Annotated in this window: 22 protein-coding genes, 1 tRNA gene, 2 rRNA genes and 3 pseudogenes; 22 read left to right on the forward strand and 6 right to left on the reverse strand. The window is 54.0% G+C overall.

Features of this window, described 5'->3' with window-relative positions:
* Positions 1-3: 3 nt before the first annotated feature.
* From rplO to arfA (AC6I8M_RS04175), 13 genes and pseudogenes are all read left to right on the forward strand, one after another.
* Entirely contained in the window at positions 4-438 is a 435-nt protein-coding gene (gene rplO, locus AC6I8M_RS04115) for a 50S ribosomal protein L15 (protein ID WP_010618558.1), read from the forward strand.
* Positions 439-445: 7 nt separating this feature from the next.
* Positions 446-1,777, forward strand: coding sequence for a preprotein translocase subunit SecY (gene secY / locus AC6I8M_RS04120; protein ID WP_010618557.1), 1,332 nt, complete (start codon positions 446-448; stop codon positions 1,775-1,777).
* Positions 1,778-1,809: 32 nt separating this feature from the next.
* Positions 1,810-1,926 (forward strand): 50S ribosomal protein L36, encoded by a 117-nt coding sequence (rpmJ, locus tag AC6I8M_RS04125; RefSeq protein WP_071813610.1) that lies wholly within the window; start codon positions 1,810-1,812, stop codon positions 1,924-1,926.
* A 140-nt stretch (positions 1,927-2,066) separates the two neighbouring features.
* Positions 2,067-2,423, forward strand: coding sequence for a 30S ribosomal protein S13 (gene rpsM / locus AC6I8M_RS04130; protein ID WP_010618556.1), 357 nt, complete (start codon positions 2,067-2,069; stop codon positions 2,421-2,423).
* A 16-nt stretch (positions 2,424-2,439) separates the two neighbouring features.
* Entirely contained in the window at positions 2,440-2,829 is a 390-nt protein-coding gene (gene rpsK / locus AC6I8M_RS04135) for a 30S ribosomal protein S11 (RefSeq protein WP_004160563.1), read from the forward strand.
* A 33-nt stretch (positions 2,830-2,862) separates the two neighbouring features.
* Positions 2,863-3,483, forward strand: a complete 621-nt coding sequence (gene rpsD, locus AC6I8M_RS04140) for a 30S ribosomal protein S4 (protein WP_010618555.1) — start codon at positions 2,863-2,865, stop codon at positions 3,481-3,483.
* Positions 3,484-3,508: 25 nt separating this feature from the next.
* Positions 3,509-4,498: a DNA-directed RNA polymerase subunit alpha gene (locus AC6I8M_RS04145; protein WP_010618554.1), complete on the forward strand. Its 990-nt coding sequence runs from the start codon at positions 3,509-3,511 to the stop codon at positions 4,496-4,498.
* 40 nt (positions 4,499-4,538) lie between these two features.
* Complete coding sequence (rplQ, locus tag AC6I8M_RS04150; RefSeq protein ID WP_010618553.1) at positions 4,539-4,925, forward strand: 50S ribosomal protein L17; 387 nt, start codon at positions 4,539-4,541, stop codon at positions 4,923-4,925.
* Positions 4,926-5,036: 111 nt separating this feature from the next.
* Positions 5,037-5,408, forward strand: a complete 372-nt coding sequence (locus AC6I8M_RS04155) for a DnaJ family domain-containing protein (RefSeq protein ID WP_010618552.1) — start codon at positions 5,037-5,039, stop codon at positions 5,406-5,408.
* A 1-nt stretch (position 5,409) separates the two neighbouring features.
* A complete protein-coding gene (gene zntR, locus AC6I8M_RS04160; RefSeq protein WP_498013679.1) occupies positions 5,410-5,847 on the forward strand; it encodes a Zn(2+)-responsive transcriptional regulator in 438 nt (145 codons plus the stop codon).
* Positions 5,807-5,974, forward strand: coding sequence for an alternative ribosome rescue factor ArfA (gene arfA, locus AC6I8M_RS04165; protein ID WP_318285102.1), 168 nt, complete (start codon positions 5,807-5,809; stop codon positions 5,972-5,974). Before zntR ends, arfA (AC6I8M_RS04165) begins: the two co-directional genes overlap by 41 nt.
* A 69-nt stretch (positions 5,975-6,043) precedes the next feature.
* Positions 6,044-6,886, forward strand: a complete 843-nt coding sequence (locus AC6I8M_RS04170) for an IS3 family transposase (RefSeq protein WP_022537112.1) — start codon at positions 6,044-6,046, stop codon at positions 6,884-6,886.
* An 8-nt stretch (positions 6,887-6,894) separates the two neighbouring features.
* Positions 6,895-7,041 (forward strand): annotated as a pseudogene (gene arfA, locus AC6I8M_RS04175) (alternative ribosome rescue factor ArfA); the annotation flags it as partial.
* Positions 7,042-7,060: 19 nt separating this feature from the next.
* Here arfA (AC6I8M_RS04175) and mscL read toward each other — a convergent pair.
* From mscL to def, 5 genes and pseudogenes are all read right to left on the reverse strand, one after another.
* Positions 7,061-7,471: pseudogene (gene mscL / locus AC6I8M_RS04180) on the reverse strand (large-conductance mechanosensitive channel protein MscL).
* 109 nt (positions 7,472-7,580) lie between these two features.
* Positions 7,581-8,957, reverse strand: coding sequence for a Trk system potassium transporter TrkA (gene trkA, locus AC6I8M_RS04185; protein WP_010615707.1), 1,377 nt, complete (start codon positions 8,955-8,957; stop codon positions 7,581-7,583).
* 31 nt (positions 8,958-8,988) lie between these two features.
* Positions 8,989-10,275 carry a 16S rRNA (cytosine(967)-C(5))-methyltransferase RsmB gene (gene rsmB, locus AC6I8M_RS04190; protein ID WP_010615708.1) on the reverse strand — a complete coding sequence of 429 codons (1,287 nt, stop codon included), beginning with the start codon at positions 10,273-10,275 and terminating at the stop codon, positions 8,989-8,991.
* A 45-nt stretch (positions 10,276-10,320) separates the two neighbouring features.
* Complete coding sequence (fmt, locus tag AC6I8M_RS04195; RefSeq protein WP_010615709.1) at positions 10,321-11,265, reverse strand: methionyl-tRNA formyltransferase; 945 nt, start codon at positions 11,263-11,265, stop codon at positions 10,321-10,323.
* Positions 11,266-11,286: 21 nt separating this feature from the next.
* On the reverse strand, positions 11,287-11,799 hold the full coding sequence (gene def, locus AC6I8M_RS04200; RefSeq protein ID WP_010615710.1) for a peptide deformylase: 513 nt from the start codon (positions 11,797-11,799) through the stop codon (positions 11,287-11,289).
* Positions 11,800-11,915: 116 nt separating this feature from the next.
* Between def and dprA the strand changes: the two genes are divergently transcribed.
* From dprA to AC6I8M_RS04230, 6 genes and pseudogenes are all read left to right on the forward strand, one after another.
* On the forward strand, positions 11,916-13,040 hold the full coding sequence (dprA, locus tag AC6I8M_RS04205) for a DNA-protecting protein DprA (RefSeq protein WP_010615711.1): 1,125 nt from the start codon (positions 11,916-11,918) through the stop codon (positions 13,038-13,040).
* Complete coding sequence (smg, locus tag AC6I8M_RS04210) at positions 13,012-13,485, forward strand: DUF494 family protein Smg (protein WP_010615712.1); 474 nt, start codon at positions 13,012-13,014, stop codon at positions 13,483-13,485. The genes dprA and smg overlap by 29 nt, the downstream gene beginning before the upstream one ends.
* A gap of 24 nt (positions 13,486-13,509) precedes the next feature.
* Positions 13,510-14,007 (forward strand): DNA topoisomerase family protein, encoded by a 498-nt coding sequence (locus AC6I8M_RS04215; protein ID WP_010615713.1) that lies wholly within the window; start codon positions 13,510-13,512, stop codon positions 14,005-14,007.
* Positions 14,008-14,009: 2 nt separating this feature from the next.
* Positions 14,010-14,585 carry an L-threonylcarbamoyladenylate synthase type 1 TsaC gene (gene tsaC, locus AC6I8M_RS04220; RefSeq protein WP_010615714.1) on the forward strand — a complete coding sequence of 192 codons (576 nt, stop codon included), beginning with the start codon at positions 14,010-14,012 and terminating at the stop codon, positions 14,583-14,585.
* Between the two features lie 2 nt (positions 14,586-14,587).
* Entirely contained in the window at positions 14,588-15,406 is an 819-nt protein-coding gene (gene aroE, locus AC6I8M_RS04225) for a shikimate dehydrogenase (RefSeq protein WP_010615715.1), read from the forward strand.
* Positions 15,403-15,649 (forward strand): annotated as a pseudogene (locus AC6I8M_RS04230) (DUF1488 family protein). Before aroE ends, AC6I8M_RS04230 begins: the two are co-directional and overlap by 4 nt.
* On the opposite strand, the gene AC6I8M_RS04235 reads toward AC6I8M_RS04230, so the two are convergent.
* On the reverse strand, positions 15,625-16,179 hold the full coding sequence (locus tag AC6I8M_RS04235) for a gamma carbonic anhydrase family protein (RefSeq protein ID WP_010615716.1): 555 nt from the start codon (positions 16,177-16,179) through the stop codon (positions 15,625-15,627). The pseudogene AC6I8M_RS04230 and the gene AC6I8M_RS04235 overlap by 25 nt on opposite strands.
* A 494-nt stretch (positions 16,180-16,673) precedes the next feature.
* Between AC6I8M_RS04235 and AC6I8M_RS04240 the strand changes: the two genes are divergently transcribed.
* From AC6I8M_RS04240 to AC6I8M_RS04250, 3 genes are all read left to right on the forward strand, one after another.
* Positions 16,674-18,215, forward strand: a 16S ribosomal RNA gene (locus AC6I8M_RS04240).
* An 86-nt stretch (positions 18,216-18,301) separates the two neighbouring features.
* Positions 18,302-18,377 (forward strand) — tRNA-Glu (locus AC6I8M_RS04245).
* Between the two features lie 238 nt (positions 18,378-18,615).
* Positions 18,616-21,521 (forward strand): 23S ribosomal RNA (locus AC6I8M_RS04250).
* The 16S and 23S rRNA genes sit together here with 1 tRNA gene alongside, the layout of an rRNA operon.
* Positions 21,522-21,637 lie beyond the last annotated feature (116 nt).

A 21,637-nucleotide genomic window follows, 5' to 3' on the forward strand; every position in this document is an offset into this window, starting at 1 on the left:
GAGATGCGTTTAAACACTCTGTCTCCGGCCGAAGGGTCTAAACACGCTTCCAAGCGTCTGGGCCGTGGTATCGGTTCTGGCCTCGGTAAAACCGGCGGTCGTGGTCACAAAGGTCAGAAGTCTCGTTCTGACGGTGGCGTACGTCGTGGTTTCGAGGGTGGTCAGATGCCTCTGTACCGTCGTCTGCCGAAGTTCGGCTTCACCTCGCGCAAATCATTCGTGACTGCAGAAGTGCGTCTGTCTGATCTGGCGAAAGTGGAAGGCGGTATCGTCGACCTGAACACGCTGAAAGCAGCTAACATCATCGGTGTACAGATTGAGTTCGCGAAAGTGATCCTGTCTGGTGAAGTATCTGCACCTGTTACGATTCGTGGTCTGCGTGTCACCAAAGGTGCTCATGCTGCAATCGAAGCTGCTGGCGGTAAAATCGAGGAATAAGTAGCAGATGGCAAAGCAACCGGGATTAGATTTTCAAAGTGCCAAAGGTGGCTTTGGTGAACTGAAGCGCAGACTGTTGTTTGTAATCGGTGCACTGATTGTCTTCCGTATTGGCTCTTTTATTCCAATCCCCGGTATCGATGCCACTGTACTTGTCAAACTGCTTGAGCAACAGCGTGGCACCATCATTGAAATGTTTAACATGTTCTCTGGTGGTGCTCTCAGTCGTGCCTCAATCTTCGCGCTGGGTATTATGCCGTATATTTCGGCCTCTATTATTATCCAGCTGCTGACGGTGGTTCATCCCGCGTTGGCCGAGATTAAGAAAGAGGGTGAAGCTGGTCGTCGTAAGATCAGCCAGTACACTCGCTACGGCACCCTGGTTCTGGCTATATTCCAGTCGATCGGTATTGCTACCGGTCTGCCGAATATGCCTGGAATGCAGGGCCTGGTATTAAATCCAGACTTTGCTTTCTACTTTACCGCTGTTGTAAGTCTGGTTACCGGAACCATGTTCCTGATGTGGCTAGGCGAACAGATTACTGAACGAGGTATCGGTAACGGTATTTCGATCATTATCTTCGCGGGTATTGTTGCGGGTTTACCGCCGGCCATTGGCCATACCATCGAGCAAGCGCGGCAAGGCGACCTGCACTTCCTTCTGTTGCTGTTGGTTGCAGTTCTTGTATTTGCAGTGACGTTTTTTGTTATTTTCGTTGAGCGTGGCCAGCGCCGCATTGTGGTCAACTACGCTAAACGTCAGCAAGGTCGTCGTGTATATGCTGCACAGAGCACACATTTACCGTTGAAAGTGAACATGGCGGGCGTAATCCCAGCCATCTTTGCTTCCAGCATTATCCTGTTCCCGGCGACGATAGCATTCTGGTTCGGGGGCGGTACCGGTTGGAACTGGCTGACAACAATTTCGCTGTATTTGCAGCTAGGACAGCCGCTTTATGTGCTACTCTATGCGACTGCAATCATCTTCTTCTGTTTCTTCTACACGGCGTTGGTTTTCAACCCGCGTGAAACAGCAGATAACCTGAAGAAGTCTGGTGCATTCGTACCGGGAATTCGTCCGGGAGAGCAAACGGCGAAGTACATCGATAAAGTAATGACACGTCTGACCTTAATCGGCGCACTGTATATTACTTTTATCTGCCTGATCCCGGAGTTCATGCGTGATGCCATGAAGGTTCCCTTCTACTTTGGCGGCACCTCGCTGCTGATTGTAGTGGTTGTCATCATGGACTTTATGGCTCAAGTGCAAACTCTGATGATGTCCAGTCAGTACGAGTCTGCATTGAAAAAAGCTAACCTGAAAGGCTATGGCCGTTAATTCAGTAGCTTGAGAAGTTACGGAGAGTAAAAATGAAAGTTCGTGCTTCCGTCAAGAAATTATGTCGTAACTGCAAAATCATTCGTCGCGACGGTGTCGTACGTGTGATCTGCAGCTCCGAGCCTAAGCATAAACAGCGCCAGGGCTGATTAAGTCACATGTTTTTCTTGCAAAGTCGGGTTGAGCTGGCTAGATTAGCCAGCCAATCTTTTGTATGTCGATGCGTTTCCATTTGAGTATCCTGAAAACGGGCTTTTCAGCATGGTACGCATTTATTTAGGAGTGCATAGTGGCCCGTATAGCAGGCATTAACATTTCTGATCAAAAACATACCGTTATCGCATTAACTTCGATCTTCGGTATCGGCAAAACCCGTTCTAAAGCCATCTGTGCTGAAACGGGCATCGCTGAAAATGTTAAGATCAGTGAGCTGTCTGAAGAACAAATTGATCAGCTGCGTGAAGCAGTTGGTAAATTCGTTGTTGAAGGTGATCTGCGCCGTAAAATCACCCTGAGCATCAAGCGTCTGATGGACCTTGGTTGCTACCGTGGTTTACGCCATCGTCGTGGTCTGCCGGTGCGCGGTCAGCGTACTAAGACCAACGCACGTACCCGTAAGGGTCCGCGTAAACCGATCAAGAAATAATCGGGGTGAGTAAATAATGGCAAAGGCACCAGTTCGTGCACGTAAGCGTGTAAGAAAACAAGTCTCAGATGGCGTGGCTCATGTCCATGCGTCTTTTAACAACACCATCGTTACTATTACTGATCGTCAGGGTAACGCACTGGGTTGGGCAACCGCCGGTGGTTCCGGTTTCCGCGGTTCACGTAAATCTACTCCGTTTGCTGCTCAGGTCGCTGCAGAGCGCTGTGCAGAAGCCGTGAAAGATTACGGTATTAAGAACCTGGAAGTTATGGTTAAGGGTCCGGGTCCAGGCCGCGAATCTACTATTCGTGCTCTGAACGCCGCTGGTTTCCGCATCACTAATATTACTGATGTGACTCCGATCCCTCACAACGGTTGTCGTCCGCCGAAAAAACGTCGCGTTTAACGTTCCGTTTTTTAGGTTAGTTGGAGAAAGAAAATGGCAAGATATTTGGGTCCTAAGCTCAAGCTGAGCCGTCGTGAGGGCACCGACTTATTCCTTAAGTCTGGCGTTCGCGCGATTGATTCCAAGTGCAAAATTGAACAAGCCCCTGGTCAGCATGGTGCGCGTAAACCGCGTCTGTCTGATTACGGCGGCCAGTTACGTGAAAAGCAAAAAGTTCGTCGTATCTACGGCGTGCTGGAGCGTCAGTTCCGTAACTACTATAAAGAAGCAGCGCGTCTGAAAGGCAACACCGGTGAAAACCTGTTAGCTCTGCTGGAAGGTCGTCTGGATAACGTAGTTTACCGTATGGGCTTTGGTGCCACTCGTGCAGAAGCACGTCAGCTGGTTAGCCACAAATCTGTAATGGTAAATGGTCGCGTTGTTAACATCGCTTCTTATCAGGTATCTCCGAATGATGTCGTAAGCATCCGTGAGAAAGCCAAAAAGCAATCTCGCGTGAAGGCCGCTCTGGAGCTGGCTGAGCAGCGTGAAAAGCCAACTTGGCTGGAAGTTGATGCGACTAAGATGGAAGGTGTTTTCAAGCGTATTCCTGAGCGTACCGATCTGTCTGCGGACATTAACGAACACCTGATCGTCGAGCTTTACTCTAAGTAAAGCTTAGTACCAAAGAGAGGACACAATGCAGGGTTCTGTGACAGAGTTTCTAAAACCGCGCCTGGTAGATATCGAGCAAGTGAGTTCGACGCACGCCAAGGTGACCCTTGAGCCGTTAGAGCGTGGCTTTGGACATACTCTTGGTAACGCACTGCGCCGTATTCTGCTTTCTTCCATGCCGGGTTGCGCGGTGACCGAGGTTGAGATTGATGGCGTGCTGCACGAGTACTCCACCAAAGAGGGCGTACAGGAAGATATCCTGGAAATCCTGCTCAATCTGAAAGGGCTGGCGTTAAGAGTTCAGGGTAAAGATGAAGTCATCCTCACTCTGAATCAATCTGGCATTGGCCCTGTGACTGCAGGCGACATTACCCACGACGGTGATGTCGAAATCGTCAAGCCGCAGCATGTGATCTGCCATCTGACCGATGAAAACGCGTCTATTAGCATGCGTATCAAAGTTCAGCGTGGTCGTGGTTATGTGCCGGCTTCTGCCCGAATTCATTCGGAAGAAGATGAGCGCCCAATCGGCCGTCTGTTGGTTGACGCTTGCTACAGCCCTGTAGACCGTATCGCCTACAATGTTGAAGCAGCGCGTGTAGAACAGCGCACCGACCTGGACAAGCTGGTCATCGAAATGGAAACCAACGGCACAATCGATCCTGAAGAGGCGATTCGTCGTGCGTCGACCATCCTGGCAGAACAACTGGAAGCTTTCGTTGACTTACGTGATGTACGTCAGCCGGAAGTCAAAGAAGAGAAACCAGAATTCGATCCGATCCTGCTGCGCCCTGTTGACGATCTGGAATTGACTGTCCGCTCTGCTAACTGCCTTAAGGCAGAAGCTATCCACTACATCGGTGATCTGGTACAGCGTACCGAGGTTGAGCTGCTTAAAACGCCTAACCTAGGTAAAAAATCTCTTACCGAGATTAAAGACGTGCTCGCATCACGTGGTCTGTCTCTGGGCATGCGCCTGGAAAACTGGCCACCGGCAAGCATTGCTGATGAATAACCGGATCGCAGGTTAAGGTTTCACTGAGAAGGATAAGGTCATGCGCCATCGTAAGAGTGGTCGTCAACTGAACCGCAACAGCAGCCATCGTCAGGCTATGTTCCGCAACATGGCTGGTTCTCTGGTTCGTCATGAGATCATTAAGACGACTCTGCCGAAAGCCAAAGAGCTGCGTCGCGTAGTTGAGCCGCTGATTACTCTTGCCAAGACCGACAGCGTAGCTAATCGTCGTCTGGCATTCGCCCGTACTCGTGATAACGAGATCGTGGCAAAACTGTTTAACGAGCTGGGCCCGCGTTTCGCGAGCCGTGCCGGTGGTTACACTCGCATTCTGAAGTGTGGCTTCCGTGCTGGTGACAACGCTCCGATGGCATACATCGAGCTGGTTGATCGTTCAGAAGCTCAAGCAGAAGCTGCTGCAGAGTAATTTGCAGTAACGTAAAAAACCCGCTTCGGCGGGTTTTTTATTGCCTGTCATTCCTTCCCATTTCCCCTCCATTCGCTATGCTGTTGGCAGACATGCCTGCAGGAGGTTTCTATGTGGCTTATCGATCAGCTGGCTGAGCAACACATCCGCGCCGCTCAGGAAAAGGGCGAGCTGAGCAATCTGCTTGGTGAGGGGGCGCCGCTTACGCTGGACGATGACAGTGGTGTGCCGGTGGAATTGCGCAGTGCCTGGCGACTACTGAAAAACGCCGGCTATCTCCCTCCAGAACTGGAGATGCGCCGCGACGCGCTGGCACTCAGCGATCTGCTTCGCGAACTCGATCCTGATGACAGCGAGGCGCGCGAACTGGCCAAACGCCTGACGCTGCTGGAGATGAAACTGCAGCAGGCTGGCATGAGCACCGATTTTCTGCGTGGCGAATACCGCCCGGCGATCGGTCAGCGGCTACAGCAGGAGAAATAGTATGTATCGCATTGGCCAGCTGGCAAAACTGGCGGACGTTACGCCGGACACCATCCGCTTTTATGAAAAGCAGCAGATGATGGATCATGAGGTACGCACCGAGGGCGGCTTCCGCCTGTACAGCGATAGCGATCTGCAGCGCCTGCGTTTTATCCGTTACGGCCGGCAGCTCGGTTTTAGCCTAGAATCGATCCGCGACCTGCTGTCGATCCGCATCGATCCAGAGTATCACATCTGTGAAGAGTCAAAAGCGATCGTGGCGAAACGGCTGGATGAGGTGAACAGTATGATTGGCGAACTGCAAACCATTCAGCGCTCATTGCAACGGCTGGCGGAAACCTGTTGTGGCGACCGGCACAGTAGCGCCTGTTGTTCGATCCTCGAGGCACTGGAAACCGGTGAAGATCCGCATTCTGAAATTTGTTGTAGCAAGGATTGAATTCTGGCGCGCAGGGACTATAGTTGCGCCATCACTAACCGGGGGAAGATATGAGTCACTATCAGCATCGAAAGGCAAAATTAACGATAACGCCCTGGAAGCCCTGTTACACGATCCGCTGTATTGAAGTGGCACACTAAATTTGGCCACCTGAACAGAGGTGATCTGCTCACCTCAGAACAACACAGGTGCCATAATGAAAAAAAGAAATTTCAGCGCAGAGTTTAAACGCGAAGCCGCTCAACTGGTCCTTGATCAGAACTACACCGTTGCAGCTGCGGCCAATGCTATGGATGTGGGTCTTTCTACCATGACGCGATGGGGAAAACAGTTGCGGGATGAACGACAGGGCAAAATACCTAAAGCCTCCCCTATAACCCCGGAACAGATTGAAATACGCGAGCTGAAGAAAAAGCTACAACGTATTGAAATGGAAAACGACATATTAAAAAAGGCTACCCACCGGTATAAACGTGGTGGTCATGAACACATCGTTATCCCGAATCGCCTTGAGCGACAGTTCGCAGTGACAGAGCCTAATCAGGTGTGGTGCGGCGATGTGACGTACATCTGGACAGGCAGGCGTTGGGCTTACCTCGCTGTTGTTCTCGATCTGTTGGCAAGGAAACCGGTAGGCTGGGCAATGTCATTCTCACCGGACAGCAGGCTGACCATCAAAGCGCAGGAAATGGCGTGGGAAACTCGCGGTAAACCAGCCGGAGCGATGTTCCACAGTGACCAGGGTAGCCACTATACAAGCAGGCAGTTACTGTGGCGTTGCCGGATCAGGCAGAGTATGATCCGACGTGGAAACTGTTGGGACAACAGCCCGATGGAACGCTTCTTCAGAAGTCTGAAAAACGAGTGGGTGCCAGTGACAGGTTATATAAACTTTAGCGAAGCTGCACATGCGATCACAGACTATATCGTCGGATATTACAGCTCGCTAAGGCCGCATGACTATAACGGTGGGTTACCCCCAAACGAATCGGAAAACCGATACTGGAAAAACTCTAAAGCGGTGGCCAGTTTTAGTTGAACACTTCATATCGCCAGCGTGTTGAGCGCAATCAGAAGGGGAAAGGCAGCTACCGGCGTAAAGATAAACACGCGAAGGGAGCGAATCAGGAGGCCAGCGGTAAGCAACATTGTTTACCTCTGGCCTTCTGCTTTAGTGACAAAAAAGCCGCCTGAAACTGGCGGCTTTTATTCATCACACTTTATTATTTTGTTGCTTAAGCAGGTCGCGAATCTCAGTCAGCAGCACTTCTTCATTGGTCGGTTTTGGCGCTGGTTTTTCCACTTCTTTCTTTTTATACAGTTTATTCATTACTTTGATGGCAATGAAGATAGCAAACGCCACGATGATGAAGTCAAATACCGTCTGAATAAAGTTACCGTATTCCATCACCACCGCTGGGATATCGCCCTCTGCTGGCTTGAGCACCCATTTAAACTGCTTAAAGTCGACGCCGCCAATCAGTAAACCGAGCAGTGGCATAATGATGTTCGCAACCAGTGACTATACGATCTTACCGAACGCAGCACCGATGATCACACCGACCGCCAAGTCCACCACGTTGCCGCGCATCGCAAAATCACGAAACTCTTTGAATAAACTCATTGTTATCTCCTTGCGATTGGCCAATGGCTAAAGTCTAACAAACCTTCGTGTAATTGCCATTATAACAATGGATTAAACACCACTATCACTTCAGCCCAATCACAACCCATTACAGGAAGAACGGGCTCGGTTGGAACAGACGCTCAACGTCCGGCACAAACTTTTTGTCGGTGAGGAACATGATCACATGGTCACCTTGCTCAATGCGCACATTATCATTAGCGATGATCACGTCATCACCACGTACCACCGCGCCGATAATTGTGCCCGGCGGCAGTTTAATATCTTCAATCAGGCGTCCGACCACGCGCGAAGTGGTTTCATCACCGTGGGCGATGGCTTCGATGGCTTCCGCAATACCGCGGCGCAGTGAAGAGACGCCGACAATATCGGCTTTGCGCACGTGGCCAAGCAGCGCAGAAATAGTGGCCTGCTGCGGAGAAATAGCAATGTCGATCACGCTGCCCTGCACCAGATCGACATAGGCGCGACGCTGGATCAGCACCATCACCTTTTTCGCGCCCATCTTTTTGGCCAGCATCGCTGACATGATATTGGCTTCATCGTCGTTGGTGACGGCGATAAACAGATCGACCTGATCGACATGCTCTTCTGCCAGCAGTTCCTGATCCGAGGCATCGCCATAGAACACGATGGTGTCCTGCAGATGCTCTGCCAGTTCAGCCGCGCGCTGCTGATTACGTTCAATCAGCTTAACGCTGTACTGCTTCTCCAGCCGCTGCGCCAGGCCAAAGCCGATATTACCGCTGCCGACCAGCATAATGCGTTCATAGGGCTTTTCCAGGCGCTGCATCTCGCTCATCACCGCACGAATATGCTGACTGGCGGCAATAAAAAACACTTCATCGCCAGCTTCGACGATCGTCGATCCCTGCGGGCGGATCGGGCGATCCTGACGGAAAATGGCGGCCACGCGGGTATCGATATGCGGCATGTGCTCACGCAGGATCGACAGCGGATTGCCCACCAGCGGTCCGCCGTAATAGGCTTTGACCACTGCCAAGCTGACTTTGCCCTCGGCAAAATTCACCACCTGCAACGCGCCAGGGTACTGAATCAGCCGATAGATGTTGTCGATCACCAGCTGTTCGGGCGAGATCAAATGGTCGATGGGCACTGCTTCCGGCACAAACAGTTTTTCCGCATCGCGCAGATAATCGGCGGCGCGGATACGGGCAATGCGATTTGGCGTGTTAAACAGCGAGTAAGCAATCTTACAGGCAATCATGTTGGTTTCGTCAGAGCTGGTGACTGCCACCAGCATATCCGCATCTTCGGCGCCAGCTTCACGCAACACGCGCGGGTGCGAACCATGGCCCTGCACAACGCGCAGGTCAAACTTATCCTGCAGCACGCGTAAGCGTGAGGGGTCGCTATCAACCACGGTGATGTCATTGTTTTCGCCCACTAGGTTTTCGGCGAGTGTGCCGCCCACCTGGCCGGCGCCGAGGATCATAATTTTCATGGATACGTTGCTCTTGTCACTGTGCGCTGCACTATTTTTTCATTAGCTTAACGTAGAAGAAACCGTCGCCGCCATCGATGGCAGGGAAAACCTGCCAGCCGTTAAGTTGCCCCTGTGGCAGCGCCTGCGGCACCGCATCATCATGCGTCGCAAGGAAAGCATCGATCTGCTGCTGGTTCTCCTGCGGCAGCACTGAGCAGGTGGCATAAAGCAGCGTACCGCCCGATTTCAGGCGCGGCCAGATGGCCGCCAGAATCTCACGCTGTAGCGCGGCGAGTTCGTCGATATCGCGATCGCGGCGTAGCCATTTGATATCCGGATGGCGTCGAATAACGCCGGTGGCCGAGCAGGGCGCATCCAGCAGGATGCGGTCGAATTGCTGCTCGTCGCACCAGGCCGCCGGCGTGCGGCCATCACCCTGACGTACGTCAGACTGCATCCCCAGACGCTGCAGGTTTTCCGTGACGCGCGACAGGCGCTGCGCGTCGATATCCACCGCCAGCACGCGGGCCTGCAGCGCGATTTCGATAATATGGGTGGTTTTGCCGCCGGGCGCAGCGCACAGGTCGAGAATAGTTTCGCCGTTTTCCGGCGCCAGCAGCAGGGCACAACGCTGAGCGGAGAGATCCTGCACCGTCACCCAGCCCTGCTCAAAACCTGGCAGCTGGCTTACCGGTGCCGGTGCTTCAAGACGCAGCGCATCCGGCGCGTCAGCGCTAAACGCATTTTGATCCTGCTGGGTTAATAATGCCAGCCAGGCGTCACGGCTGTGATGCTGACGATTCACGCGCAGCCACATTGTCGGTCGCTGATTGTTTGCTTCCACAATCAGCTGCCACTGCGCCGGCCACGCGGTCTGCAGCCGTTTCAGCAGCCAGCCCGGATGCCAGTAGCGCTGCGGGCCCTGATTGACCTCCGCAAGCAGTGCGTCCTGCTGACGCTGGAACTGACGCAGCACGCCGTTAAGCAATCCTTTCAGATTTGCCCGCTTCAGTGCTTCAGCCCCGGCCACGGTTTCTGCCAGCGCGGCGTGTGGCGGAACGCGGGTATACAGCAGCTGATACAGGCCCACCATGATTAGATAGTGCAGCACGCGCTGTTTGCCGGTTAACGGCCGCGCCATCAGCTTGTTAATCAACGCTTCCAGCTGCGGCAGCGTGCGCGTCACGCCAAAACACAACTCCTGCAGTAGCGCGCCATCGTTGTTTGCCAGCGTTTTTTGCGCAGCGGGCAGAATAGCGCTCAGCGATTCCCCTTTATCCACCACGCGTTCAATCAGTTGCGCGGCAAGGCTGCGCAGGTTGGTCGCTTTTTTCATATTCATTCATCAAACAAAAAGCCCGGCGGAGACCGGGCTGGAGAATCAGGCCAGAACGGTGCCGGGTGTAAACCATTCACGACGCGAATTGAGCAGATCCTGCGCCGCCATGGCTTTTTTGCCGGCAGGCTGCAGTGAGAGCAGATTCAGCACGCCGTCGACGGTAGCAATCTGGATGCCGTGTTTGTCAGCCTGCAGAATTTCTCCCGGCTGGGCGGTGCGGTGCGGTAACACGCTGGCCTGCCAGACTTTGACCGGCTGATCGTCGATGAGGAAATAACTCACCGGCCACGGATTGGACGCGCGAATGCAACGTTCCAGCTGAACAGCAGAGAGCGACCAGTCAAGACGTGCCTCTTCTTTGCTGAGCTTTTCCGCGTAAGTTACCAAGGTCTCATCCTGCACTTCGGGCTGTGCGCTGCCGGCGGCCAGCAGACTGAGCGTGGTCAGCATACCCTGCGGGCCCAGCTGCGCCAGCTTGTCGTACAGCGATGCGCTGGTATCGTCGGCATTAATCGGGCAGGTTATTTTGTGCAGCATATCGCCGGTATCCAGACCCACGTCCATCTGCATGATGGTCACACCGGTTTCGCTATCGCCGGCCCACAGTGAACGCTGAATCGGCGCCGCGCCGCGCCAGCGCGGCAGCAGCGAGCCGTGTACGTTGATGCAGCCAAGGCGTGGTATCGTCAGCACCGCCTGAGGCAGGATCAGACCATAAGCGACGACCACCATCACATCGGCCTGCAGCCCGGCAACCAGCTGCTGATTCTCTTCCGGCTTCAGGGACCTTGGCTGAAACACGGGAATATCATGCGCCTGAGCCAGCACTTTTACCGGGCCTGGCGTGAGTTTATTGCCACGTCCGGCAGGGCGGTCGGGCTGAGTAAAGACGCCAACCACCTGATGCTCAGAAGCAAGCAGCGCGTCGAGATGACGCGCTGCGAAGTCAGGAGTACCGGCAAAGATGATTTTTAACGGTGCAGACACAGTTCAACCTTCTGTTCGCTCTCAGGATGCGCGCGCATTCTGGCGGGCCAGTTTTTCCAGTTTCTGTTTAATACGCTGACGCTTCAGCGGCGACAGATAATCAATAAACAGTTTACCGTCGAGATGGTCGAGCTCATGCTGAATGCAGATCGCCAGCAGACCATCAGTTTCCAGCTCGAAGCTGTTACCGTCGCGATCCAGCGCGCGCACTTTGACCCGCTCGGCACGCGGCACAAACGCCCGCTGTTCCGGGATCGACAGGCAACCCTCTTCCATACCGGTTTCGCCGCTTTTTTCCAGCAGCTCCGGGTTAATCAGCACCAGGCGCTCTTCGCGGCTTTCAGAGACATCAATCACGATGATGCGCTGGTGAATATCCACCTGCGTCGCCGCCAGACCAATGCCTTCTTCGGCGTACATGGTCTCAAACATATCGTCGACAATACGCTGAACGTCAGCATTCACAGCCGCAACGGGTGCAGCAATTTTGCGAAGGCGATCGTCAGGGAAATGTAATACCTGCAAAACTGACATAAATATCCAGATCTGTATGCGTTAAAGAAAAGATTACTGCCTACATATTGTAGACTTTTTGGGGCCTGATTGACAGCATTGTGCCGCATCAGAGCACGGCTGACAGGGAGCGCAGCATGGAACACAGTGAAAGGATTATCAGGCTGACTTACGTCTGGGGTTTAAGCGGTGAGCGTGCCCGTCAGTTCATCATGGCGCTTTTGGCCGCCAGCCACGTTGACGACGCGTGGCTGCAGCAGCACGGGCTGGACGACACGCAGCGGCAACAGTTTCTCGCCCTCTTTCCACGGCAGCTGGAAAAAACGCAGCGCTGGCTGCAACAGGCGCAGCATTATCTGATCGCCTGCACTGACGCACATTATCCCACCCGGCTGCGGGAAATCAGCCGCTATCCGGCTGCCCTTTATATAGCGGGCGACCTTTCTGCACTCGCGACACCGCAGCTGGCGGTGGTCGGCAGTCGTCACTGTTCGCCGTATGGCAGAGAGTGGGGCGGCTGGTTTACCCAGCTGCTGGCGCTAAGCGGTTTGACCATCACCAGCGGGCTGGCGCGCGGTATTGATGGCGTGGCGCATCGTGCCGCGCTGGAAGTGCAGGGCAAAACCTTGGCCGTGCTGGGCAGCGGGCTGAATCATCTCTATCCGAAAAGCCATCAGCCGCTGGCACAGGAGATTATCGCCAGCGGCGGCGCGCTGGTTTCAGAACTGCCGCTGTCGATGGCATCCCATGCGGTAAATTTTCCGCGGCGTAATCGTATTATCAGCGGTCTGAGTCATGGCGTGCTGGTGGTTGAAGCTTCACTGAAGAGTGGCTCGCTGGTGACGGCGCGGTATGCGCTGGAACAAAACCGTAACGTGTATGCGCTGCCAGGCGCACTGGGTAATCCTAGTTATGAAGGCACGCACTGGCTGATTCAGCAGGGTGCGCTGCTGGTGGCGCATCCCAACAATATCCTTGAAGATTTGCATTCTGCCCTGCAATGGTTGCCGGCCAGCATCTCAGAAACAATATATTCACAACTCAGTGATGATGTGGCATTGCCATTTCCCAGCGTGTTGGCTAACGTAGGTGATGAGGTTACACCTGTTGACGTCGTCGCTGAACGTGCCGGCCAACCTGTGCCAGTTATCGCAGCGCAATTGCTGGAGCTGGAGTTAGCAGGATGGATCGCAGCTGTACCCGGCGGCTATGTCCGATTGAGGAGGGCATGCCATGTTCGACGTACTTATGTACTTGTTTGAGACGTATATCCACAACGAGGCTGAAATGCGCGTTGACCAGGATAAATTGACCGATGTCTTAACCGACGCCGGTTTTCATCGCGAAGATATCTACAATGCGTTGAATTGGCTTGAGCGGTTAGCGGATTATCAGGATGGTCTGGTCGCGCCAGTGCTGCTGGCTAACGATCTGCTCTCCATGCGAATCTACACGGAAGAAGAGAGCCAGCGTTTAGATGCTGAGTGTCGTGGTTTTATTCTGTTCCTGGAGCAAATCCAGGTGCTGAATATGGAAACGCGCGAAATGGTCATCGAACGGGTTATGGCGCTTGATACGCTGGAATTCGATCTGGAAGATCTCAAATGGGTGGTGCTGATGGTGCTGTTTAACATCCCCGGGTGTGAAAATGCTTATCAGCAGATGGAAGAACTATTATTCGACGTTAATGAAGGTATGCTGCATTAATTTGCGATTAATGCATTCGGTAATATGAGTAAACCAGCACTATTTACCGTGCGTAAACACGGGCCTTTTCTCGGCTGTGTGAATTATCCAACCTGCGACTATATTCGCCCGCTGAAAAGCCAGGGTGACGGCCATATTGTCAAAGTGCTGGAAGGCCATGCCTGCCCGCAGTGTGGCGCGGACAAAGTGCTGCGCCAGGGGCGATTTGGCATGTTTGTCGGCTGTAGCCACTATCCGGAGTGTGATTACACGGAAACCATCGATAAGCCGGACGAAACCGCGATTGCCTGCCCGCAGTGCGCCAGCGGCAAGCTGGTGCAGCGCCGTTCACGCTATGGCAAAACCTTCCACGCCTGCGATCGTTATCCCGACTGCCAGTTCGCGATCAACGCCACGCCGCTGGAAGGTGTCTGCCCCCATTGCCAGTTCCCGTTATTAATAGAAAAGAAAACCGCACAGGGCATGAAGCGCTTCTGCGCCAGCAAACGCTGCGGTAAGCCCATCGCCCAAGATGAAGAGTGATCATGAACCAGAGCCAGCATGCACCCGGAAGCCTCGACTTCTGCATCGAACAACTTCAGCAACAGCAAGTGATTGCTTACCCTACCGAAGCCGTATTCGGCCTTGGCTGCGACCCGGACAGCGAAAGCGCGGTGATGGCCCTGCTGGCACTGAAACAGCGTCCGGTGGAAAAGGGGCTGATCCTGATCGCCGCTGATTATGCGCAGCTCGAGCCTTACATTGCCGATCGCGAACTCACCGTGCTGCAGCGCGAACGTATGTTTGCCAGCTGGCCGGGTCCGGTCACCTATGTGGTGCCTGCTTCGCCGCATACGCCGCCCTGGTTAACCGGCCGCTTTGATTCGCTGGCGATTCGCGTCAGCGATAATCCGCAGGTACAGGCGCTGTGTCGCGGATTTGGCAAGCCGCTGGTCTCAACCAGCGCGAATTTAACCGGTCAGCCGCCGTGCCGCAGCGCCGCCGAAGTGGCAGAGCAGTTTGGCTCGCAGTTTCCGGTGTTGCAGGCGGCCACCGGCGGCCGCCTGAATCCTTCTGAAATCCGCGATGCCATTAGCGGTGAACTCATTCGTCAGGGCTGATTATGGAAAAGTTTGCCGTTTTTGGTCATCCCATCGCCCATAGCAAATCTCCGTTCATTCACGCCGCTTTTGCTGAGCAGACCGGTATCGAACATCCCTACGGACGCATCTGCGCACCGCTGGAAGGATTCCCGCAGGCGGTAGGGGCGTTTTTTGCGGGCGGTGGCAAAGGCGCCAATGTCACGCTGCCGTTTAAACAGCAGGCATGGGAATTCGCGGATGAGCTCAGCGAACGCGCGGCCTTATCCGGCGCGGTAAATACCTTAAAGAAGAGAGCCGATGGTTCGATTCTTGGTGATAACACGGACGGCATCGGCCTGCTGAGCGATCTGCAACGGCTGCAGCTGATCCGGCCGGGCGATCGCATTCTGCTGGTGGGCGCGGGCGGTGCGGCGCGCGGTGTGATCCTGCCGCTGCTTTCGACGGGCTGCGCGCTGGTGGTGGTTAACCGCACGGCAGAACGCGCGCAACAGCTGGCTGAGCTATTCCAGCACAGTGGGGCGATCCAGGCGATGAGCTTTGATCAACTGGCCGGCGAACGTTTTGATCTGATCATCAATGCCACCTCCAGCGGCGTAGCGGGCGACGTGCCGCCGCTGCCGGTTACGCTGATTGATACGCAGGTGCGCTGTTATGACATGTTTTATCAGCAGGGGCTGACGCCATTTCTGGCGTGGTGCCAGCAGCACGGCACCCGGCAGCTGGCGGATGGACTCGGCATGCTGGTGGGCCAGGCGGCGCATGCGTTTCAGCTGTGGCATGGCGTTATGCCGGAGATCGCGCCGGTCATCGATCGACTTAAACAGGCGATGCAGGCATGAATCAGGCAATCCAGTTTCCCGATCGGGAAAGCTGGGACGCAGTCCGTCAGGCGGTGCTGTTCCCGGTATTAGTTAATGGTATGGGACTGACCTGCGCGATATCGCTGCTGGCGCTGCAGCAGCGCTTTGGTGCCGGAGAGGCGATGGCGCTGTTTAGCGCATCGCTGGGATCTGGAGGAAGAGGCGGAGCAGCTGCTCCGGGCGGAACAGGCCGACGATCAGGGCTGGCTGTGGCTGCCCTGAGCCAGGTATTCATCTTTCCAGCCAACATAATTGCTGGCCGAATAAAGCAGTTCGGCTATTTCCGCCTCGCTTAGCGGCCGGATCTGCTTCACCGGGCTGCCTAAATAGAGATAGCCGCTTTGCAGGCGTTTACCGGGCGGTACCAAGCTGCCGGCGCCAATCATCACCTCATCTTCGATGATTGCGCCATCCAGCAGGATCGAGCCCATACCAACCAGCACGCGGTTGCCTATGGTGCAGCCGTGCAGCATTGCTTTATGGCCCACCGTCACGTCTTCACCGATGATCAATGGAAAGCCATCGGGATTACTGCTGGATTTATGCGTAACGTGCAGCACGCTGCCATCTTGGATATTACTGCGTTTACCAATCACCACTTTATTCACGTCACCGCGGATTGCTACCAGTGGCCAGATGCTGACATCATCAGCCAGTTCGACTTCGCCAACGACCACGCTGCTGCTATCCACCATCACACGCTCGCCGGTATGGGGAATATGTTGCTTATAAGGGCGCAGGGCTACAGACATTCTATTTCTCCTTTTCTGATGTTTCCCGCTAGCCTGCGGTTTCCGGTGCGGGTAAATAAGCTGATTTTTGCGCGGATCGCTCGCGATCGCAGCGAAAAGAGTGAAAACTCGCCAGTAGATAAAAAAGATCGAAAAAAGGGGTTGTGCAAAAAATCCGGATCCCTATAATGCGCCACCACTGAGACGGCAAAGCGGCAACGCAGGCGGCTCAGCAGGGCGTGAAGCGATTCACCCCGCCGGAGAAAAACGCTGAAAAAAGTGTTTGACTCTGAAGGAGGAAAGCGTAATATACGCGACCTTGCGACAACAGGCCGAACGCCGCGTCGCACCGCTCTTTAACAATTTATCAGACAATCTGTGTGGGCACTCGCAGGATTGATATCGCAAGCCTGCGGGCTTTAAAAAATATCAAGTCTTTGCTGAGTGAACACGTAATTCATTACGAAGTTTAATTCACAGAGCATCGCTGCACTGGTTGCAGCAAATCAAACTTTAAATTGAAGAGTTTGATCATGGCTCAGATTGAACGCTGGCGGCAGGCCTAACACATGCAAGTCGAACGGCAGCACAGAAGAGCTTGCTCTTTAGGTGGCGAGTGGCGGACGGGTGAGTAATGTCTGGGAAACTGCCCGATGGAGGGGGATAACTACTGGAAACGGTAGCTAATACCGCATAACGTCGCGAGACCAAAGTGGGGGACCTTCGGGCCTCACACCATCGGATGTGCCCAGATGGGATTAGCTAGTAGGTGGGGTAATGGCTCACCTAGGCGACGATCCCTAGCTGGTCTGAGAGGATGACCAGCCACACTGGAACTGAGACACGGTCCAGACTCCTACGGGAGGCAGCAGTGAGGAATATTGCACAATGGGCGCAAGCCTGATGCAGCCATGCCGCGTGTATGAAGAAGGCTTTCGGGTTGTAAAGTACTTTCAGCGGGGAGGAAGGCGGTGAGGTTAATAACCTCGCCGATTGACGTTACCCGCAGAAGAAGCACCGGCTAACTCCGTGCCAGCAGCCGCGGTAATACGGAGGGTGCAAGCGTTAATCGGAATTACTGGGCGTAAAGCGCACGCAGGCGGTCTGTTAAGTCAGATGTGAAATCCCCGGGCTTAACCTGGGAACTGCATTTGAAACTGGCAGGCTTGAGTCTCGTAGAGGGGGGTAGAATTCCAGGTGTAGCGGTGAAATGCGTAGAGATCTGGAGGAATACCGGTGGCGAAGGCGGCCCCCTGGACGAAGACTGACGCTCAGGTGCGAAAGCGTGGGGAGCAAACAGGATTAGATACCCTGGTAGTCCACGCCGTAAACGATGTCGACTTGGAGGTTGTGCCCTTGAGGCGTAACTTCCGGAGCTAACGCGTTAAGTCGACCGCCTGGGGAGTACGGCCGCAAGGTTAAAACTCAAATGAATTGACGGGGGCCCGCACAAGCGGTGGAGCATGTGGTTTAATTCGATGCAACGCGAAGAACCTTACCTGGCCTTGACATCCAGAGAACTTAGCAGAGATGCTTTGGTGCCTTCGGGAACTCTGAGACAGGTGCTGCATGGCTGTCGTCAGCTCGTGTTGTGAAATGTTGGGTTAAGTCCCGCAACGAGCGCAACCCTTATCCTTTGTTGCCAGCGGCTCGGCCGGGAACTCAAAGGAGACTGCCGGTGATAAACCGGAGGAAGGTGGGGATGACGTCAAGTCATCATGGCCCTTACGGCCAGGGCTACACACGTGCTACAATGGTGCATACAAAGAGAAGCGACCTCGCGAGAGCAAGCGGACCTCATAAAGTGCGTCGTAGTCCGGATTGGAGTCTGCAACTCGACTCCATGAAGTCGGAATCGCTAGTAATCGTAGATCAGAATGCTACGGTGAATACGTTCCCGGGCCTTGTACACACCGCCCGTCACACCATGGGAGTGGGTTGCAAAAGAAGTAGGTAGCTTAACCTTCGGGAGGACGCTTACCACTTTGTGATTCATGACTGGGGTGAAGTCGTAACAAGGTAACCGTAGGGGAACCTGCGGTTGGATCACCTCCTTACCTGAAGATACCCTCCCGCGAAGTGCTCACACAGATTGTCTGATGAAAAAGTAATGAGCAAAGCGTCTTACGAAAGAGACTTCAGTGTCCCCTTCGTCTAGAGGCCTAGGACACCGCCCTTTCACGGCGGCAACAGGGGTTCGAATCCCCTAGGGGACGCCACTTGCTGGTAATGAGTGAAAGGCGTTACCGATAATACTTCACAGTGTGCTGATTAAGCATGCTGCGAAGTATTTGCTCTTTAACAATCAGGAACAAGCTGAAAATTTGAAACGACGCGTCGCGTTCATTCTCCGTAATAAGAATGAAGTGGCGATGCGTTCGAGTCTCTCAAAAGCTTACAGCTTACAAGCAACTGTGATGCCGTTATGGCAGACAGATAAACGCCTGTGGGTTGTGAGGTTAAGCGACTAAGCGTACACGGTGGATGCCCTGGCAGTCAGAGGCGATGAAGGACGTGCTAATCTGCGAAAAGCGACGGTAAGGTGATTATGAACCGCTACAGCCGTCGATGTCCGAATGGGGAAACCCAATGCACTTGTGCATTATCGTTAACTGAATACATAGGTTAACGAGGCGAACCGGGGGAACTGAAACATCTAAGTACCCCGAGGAAAAAAAATCAACCGAGATTCCCCCAGTAGCGGCGAGCGAACGGGGAGCAGCCCAGGACCTGAATCAGCTTGTGCATCAGTGGAAGCGTCTGGAAAGTCGCGCGATACCGGGTGACAGCCCCGTACACGAAGATGCATAAGTTGTGAGTCCGACGAGTAGGGCGGGACACGTGGTATCCTGTCTGAACATGGGGGGACCATCCTCCAAGGCTAAATACTCCTGACTGACCGATAGTGAACAAGTACCGTGAGGGAAAGGCGAAAAGAACCCCGGCGAGGGGAGTGAAACAGAACCTGAAACCGTGTACGTACAAGCAGTGGAAGCCTACTTGTTAGGTGACTGCGTACCTTTTGTATAATGGGTCAGCGACTTATATTCTGTAGCAAGGTTAACCGCATAGGGGAGCCGAAGGGAAACCGAGTCTTAATTGGGCGTTAAGTTGCAGGGTATAGACCCGAAACCCGGTGATCTAGCCATGGGCAGGTTGAAGGTTGGGTAACACTAACTGGAGGACCGAACCGACTAATGTTGAAAAATTAGCGGATGACTTGTGGCTGGGGGTGAAAGGCCAATCAAACCGGGAGATAGCTGGTTCTCCCCGAAAGCTATTTAGGTAGCGCCTCGTGAACTCATCTCCGGGGGTAGAGCACTGTTTCGGCTAGGGGGCCATCCCGGCTTACCAAGCCGATGCAAACTGCGAATACCGGAGAATGTTATCACGGGAGACACACGGCGGGTGCTAACGTCCGTCGTGAAGAGGGAAACAACCCAGACCGCCAGCTAAGGTCCCAAAGTCATGGTTAAGTGGGAAACGATGTGGGAAGGCAAAGACAGCCAGGATGTTGGCTTAGAAGCAGCCATCATTTAAAGAAAGCGTAATAGCTCACTGGTCGAGTCGGCCTGCGCGGAAGATGTAACGGGGCTAAACCATGCACCGAAGCTGCGGCAGCGACGCTTATGCGTTGTTGGGTAGGGGAGCGTTCTGTAAGCCGCTGAAGGTGTGCTGTGAGGCACGCTGGAGGTATCAGAAGTGCGAATGCTGACATAAGTAACGATAAAGCGGGTGAAAAGCCCGCTCGCCGGAAGACCAAGGGTTCCTGTCCAACGTTAATCGGGGCAGGGTGAGTCGACCCCTAAGGCGAGGCTGAAAAGCGTAGTTGATGGGAAACAGGTTAATATTCCTGTACTTGGTGTTACTGCGAAGGGGGGACGGAGAAGGCTAGGTTATCCGGGCGACGGTTGTCCCGGTTTAAGCGGGCAGGTGTGAAGACCAGGCAAATCCGGTCTTCTTTAACACTGAGGCGTGACGACAAGCCGCTACGGCGGTGAAGTAACTGATGCCCTGCTTCCAGGAAAAGCCTCTAAGCTCCAGGTAACACGAAATCGTACCCCAAACCGACACAGGTGGTCAGGTAGAGAATACCAAGGCGCTTGAGAGAACTCGGGTGAAGGAACTAGGCAAAATGGTGCCGTAACTTCGGGAGAAGGCACGCTGGCGCGTAGGTGAAGGGACTTGCTCCCGGAGCCGAGGCCAGTCGAAGATACCAGCTGGCTGCAACTGTTTATTAAAAACACAGCACTGTGCAAACACAAAAGTGGACGTATACGGTGTGACGCCTGCCCGGTGCCGGAAGGTTAATTGATGGGGTTATCCGCAAGGAGAAGCTCTTGATCGAAGCCCCGGTAAACGGCGGCCGTAACTATAACGGTCCTAAGGTAGCGAAATTCCTTGTCGGGTAAGTTCCGACCTGCACGAATGGCGTAATGATGGCCAGGCTGTCTCCACCCGAGACTCAGTGAAATTGAAATCGCTGTGAAGATGCAGTGTACCCGCGGCAAGACGGAAAGACCCCGTGAACCTTTACTATAGCTTGACACTGAACATTGAGCCTTGATGTGTAGGATAGGTGGGAGGCTTTGAAGCGCGGACGCCAGTCTGCGTGGAGCCAACCTTGAAATACCACCCTTTAATGTTTGATGTTCTAACGTAGGCCCGTAATCCGGGCTGCGGACAGTGTCTGGTGGGTAGTTTGACTGGGGCGGTCTCCTCCCAAAGCGTAACGGAGGAGCACGAAGGTTGGCTAATCCTGGTCGGACATCAGGAGGTTAGTGCAATGGCATAAGCCAGCTTGACTGCGAGAGTGACGGCTCGAGCAGGTGCGAAAGCAGGTCATAGTGATCCGGTGGTTCTGAATGGAAGGGCCATCGCTCAACGGATAAAAGGTACTCCGGGGATAACAGGCTGATACCGCCCAAGAGTTCATATCGACGGCGGTGTTTGGCACCTCGATGTCGGCTCATCACATCCTGGGGCTGAAGTAGGTCCCAAGGGTACGGCTGTTCGCCGTTTAAAGTGGTACGCGAGCTGGGTTTAGAACGTCGTGAGACAGTTCGGTCCCTATCTGCCGTGGGCGCTGGAGAATTGAGGGGGGTTGCTCCTAGTACGAGAGGACCGGAGTGAACGCACCGCTGGTGTTCGGGTTGTCATGCCAATGGCACTGCCCGGTAGCTAAGTGCGGAAGAGATAAGTGCTGAAAGCATCTAAGCACGAAACTTGCCCCGAGATGAGTTCTCCCTGACCCCTTGAGGGTCCTGAAGGGACGTTGAAGACGACGACGTTGATAGGCCGGGTGTGTAAGCGCAGCGATGCGTTGAGCTAACCGGTACTAATGACCCGTGAGGCTTAACCTTACAACGCCAGAGGCGTTTTAAGCTGAGAGACAGAAAGAATTTTCAGTTTGTGACGGATAAAATTAGCGGAAACGAAAGATTTTGCGCTGAGGCAACGCAGCATCAGTGAAAAATAT

Source organism: Type-A symbiont of Plautia stali, from assembly GCF_059731155.1.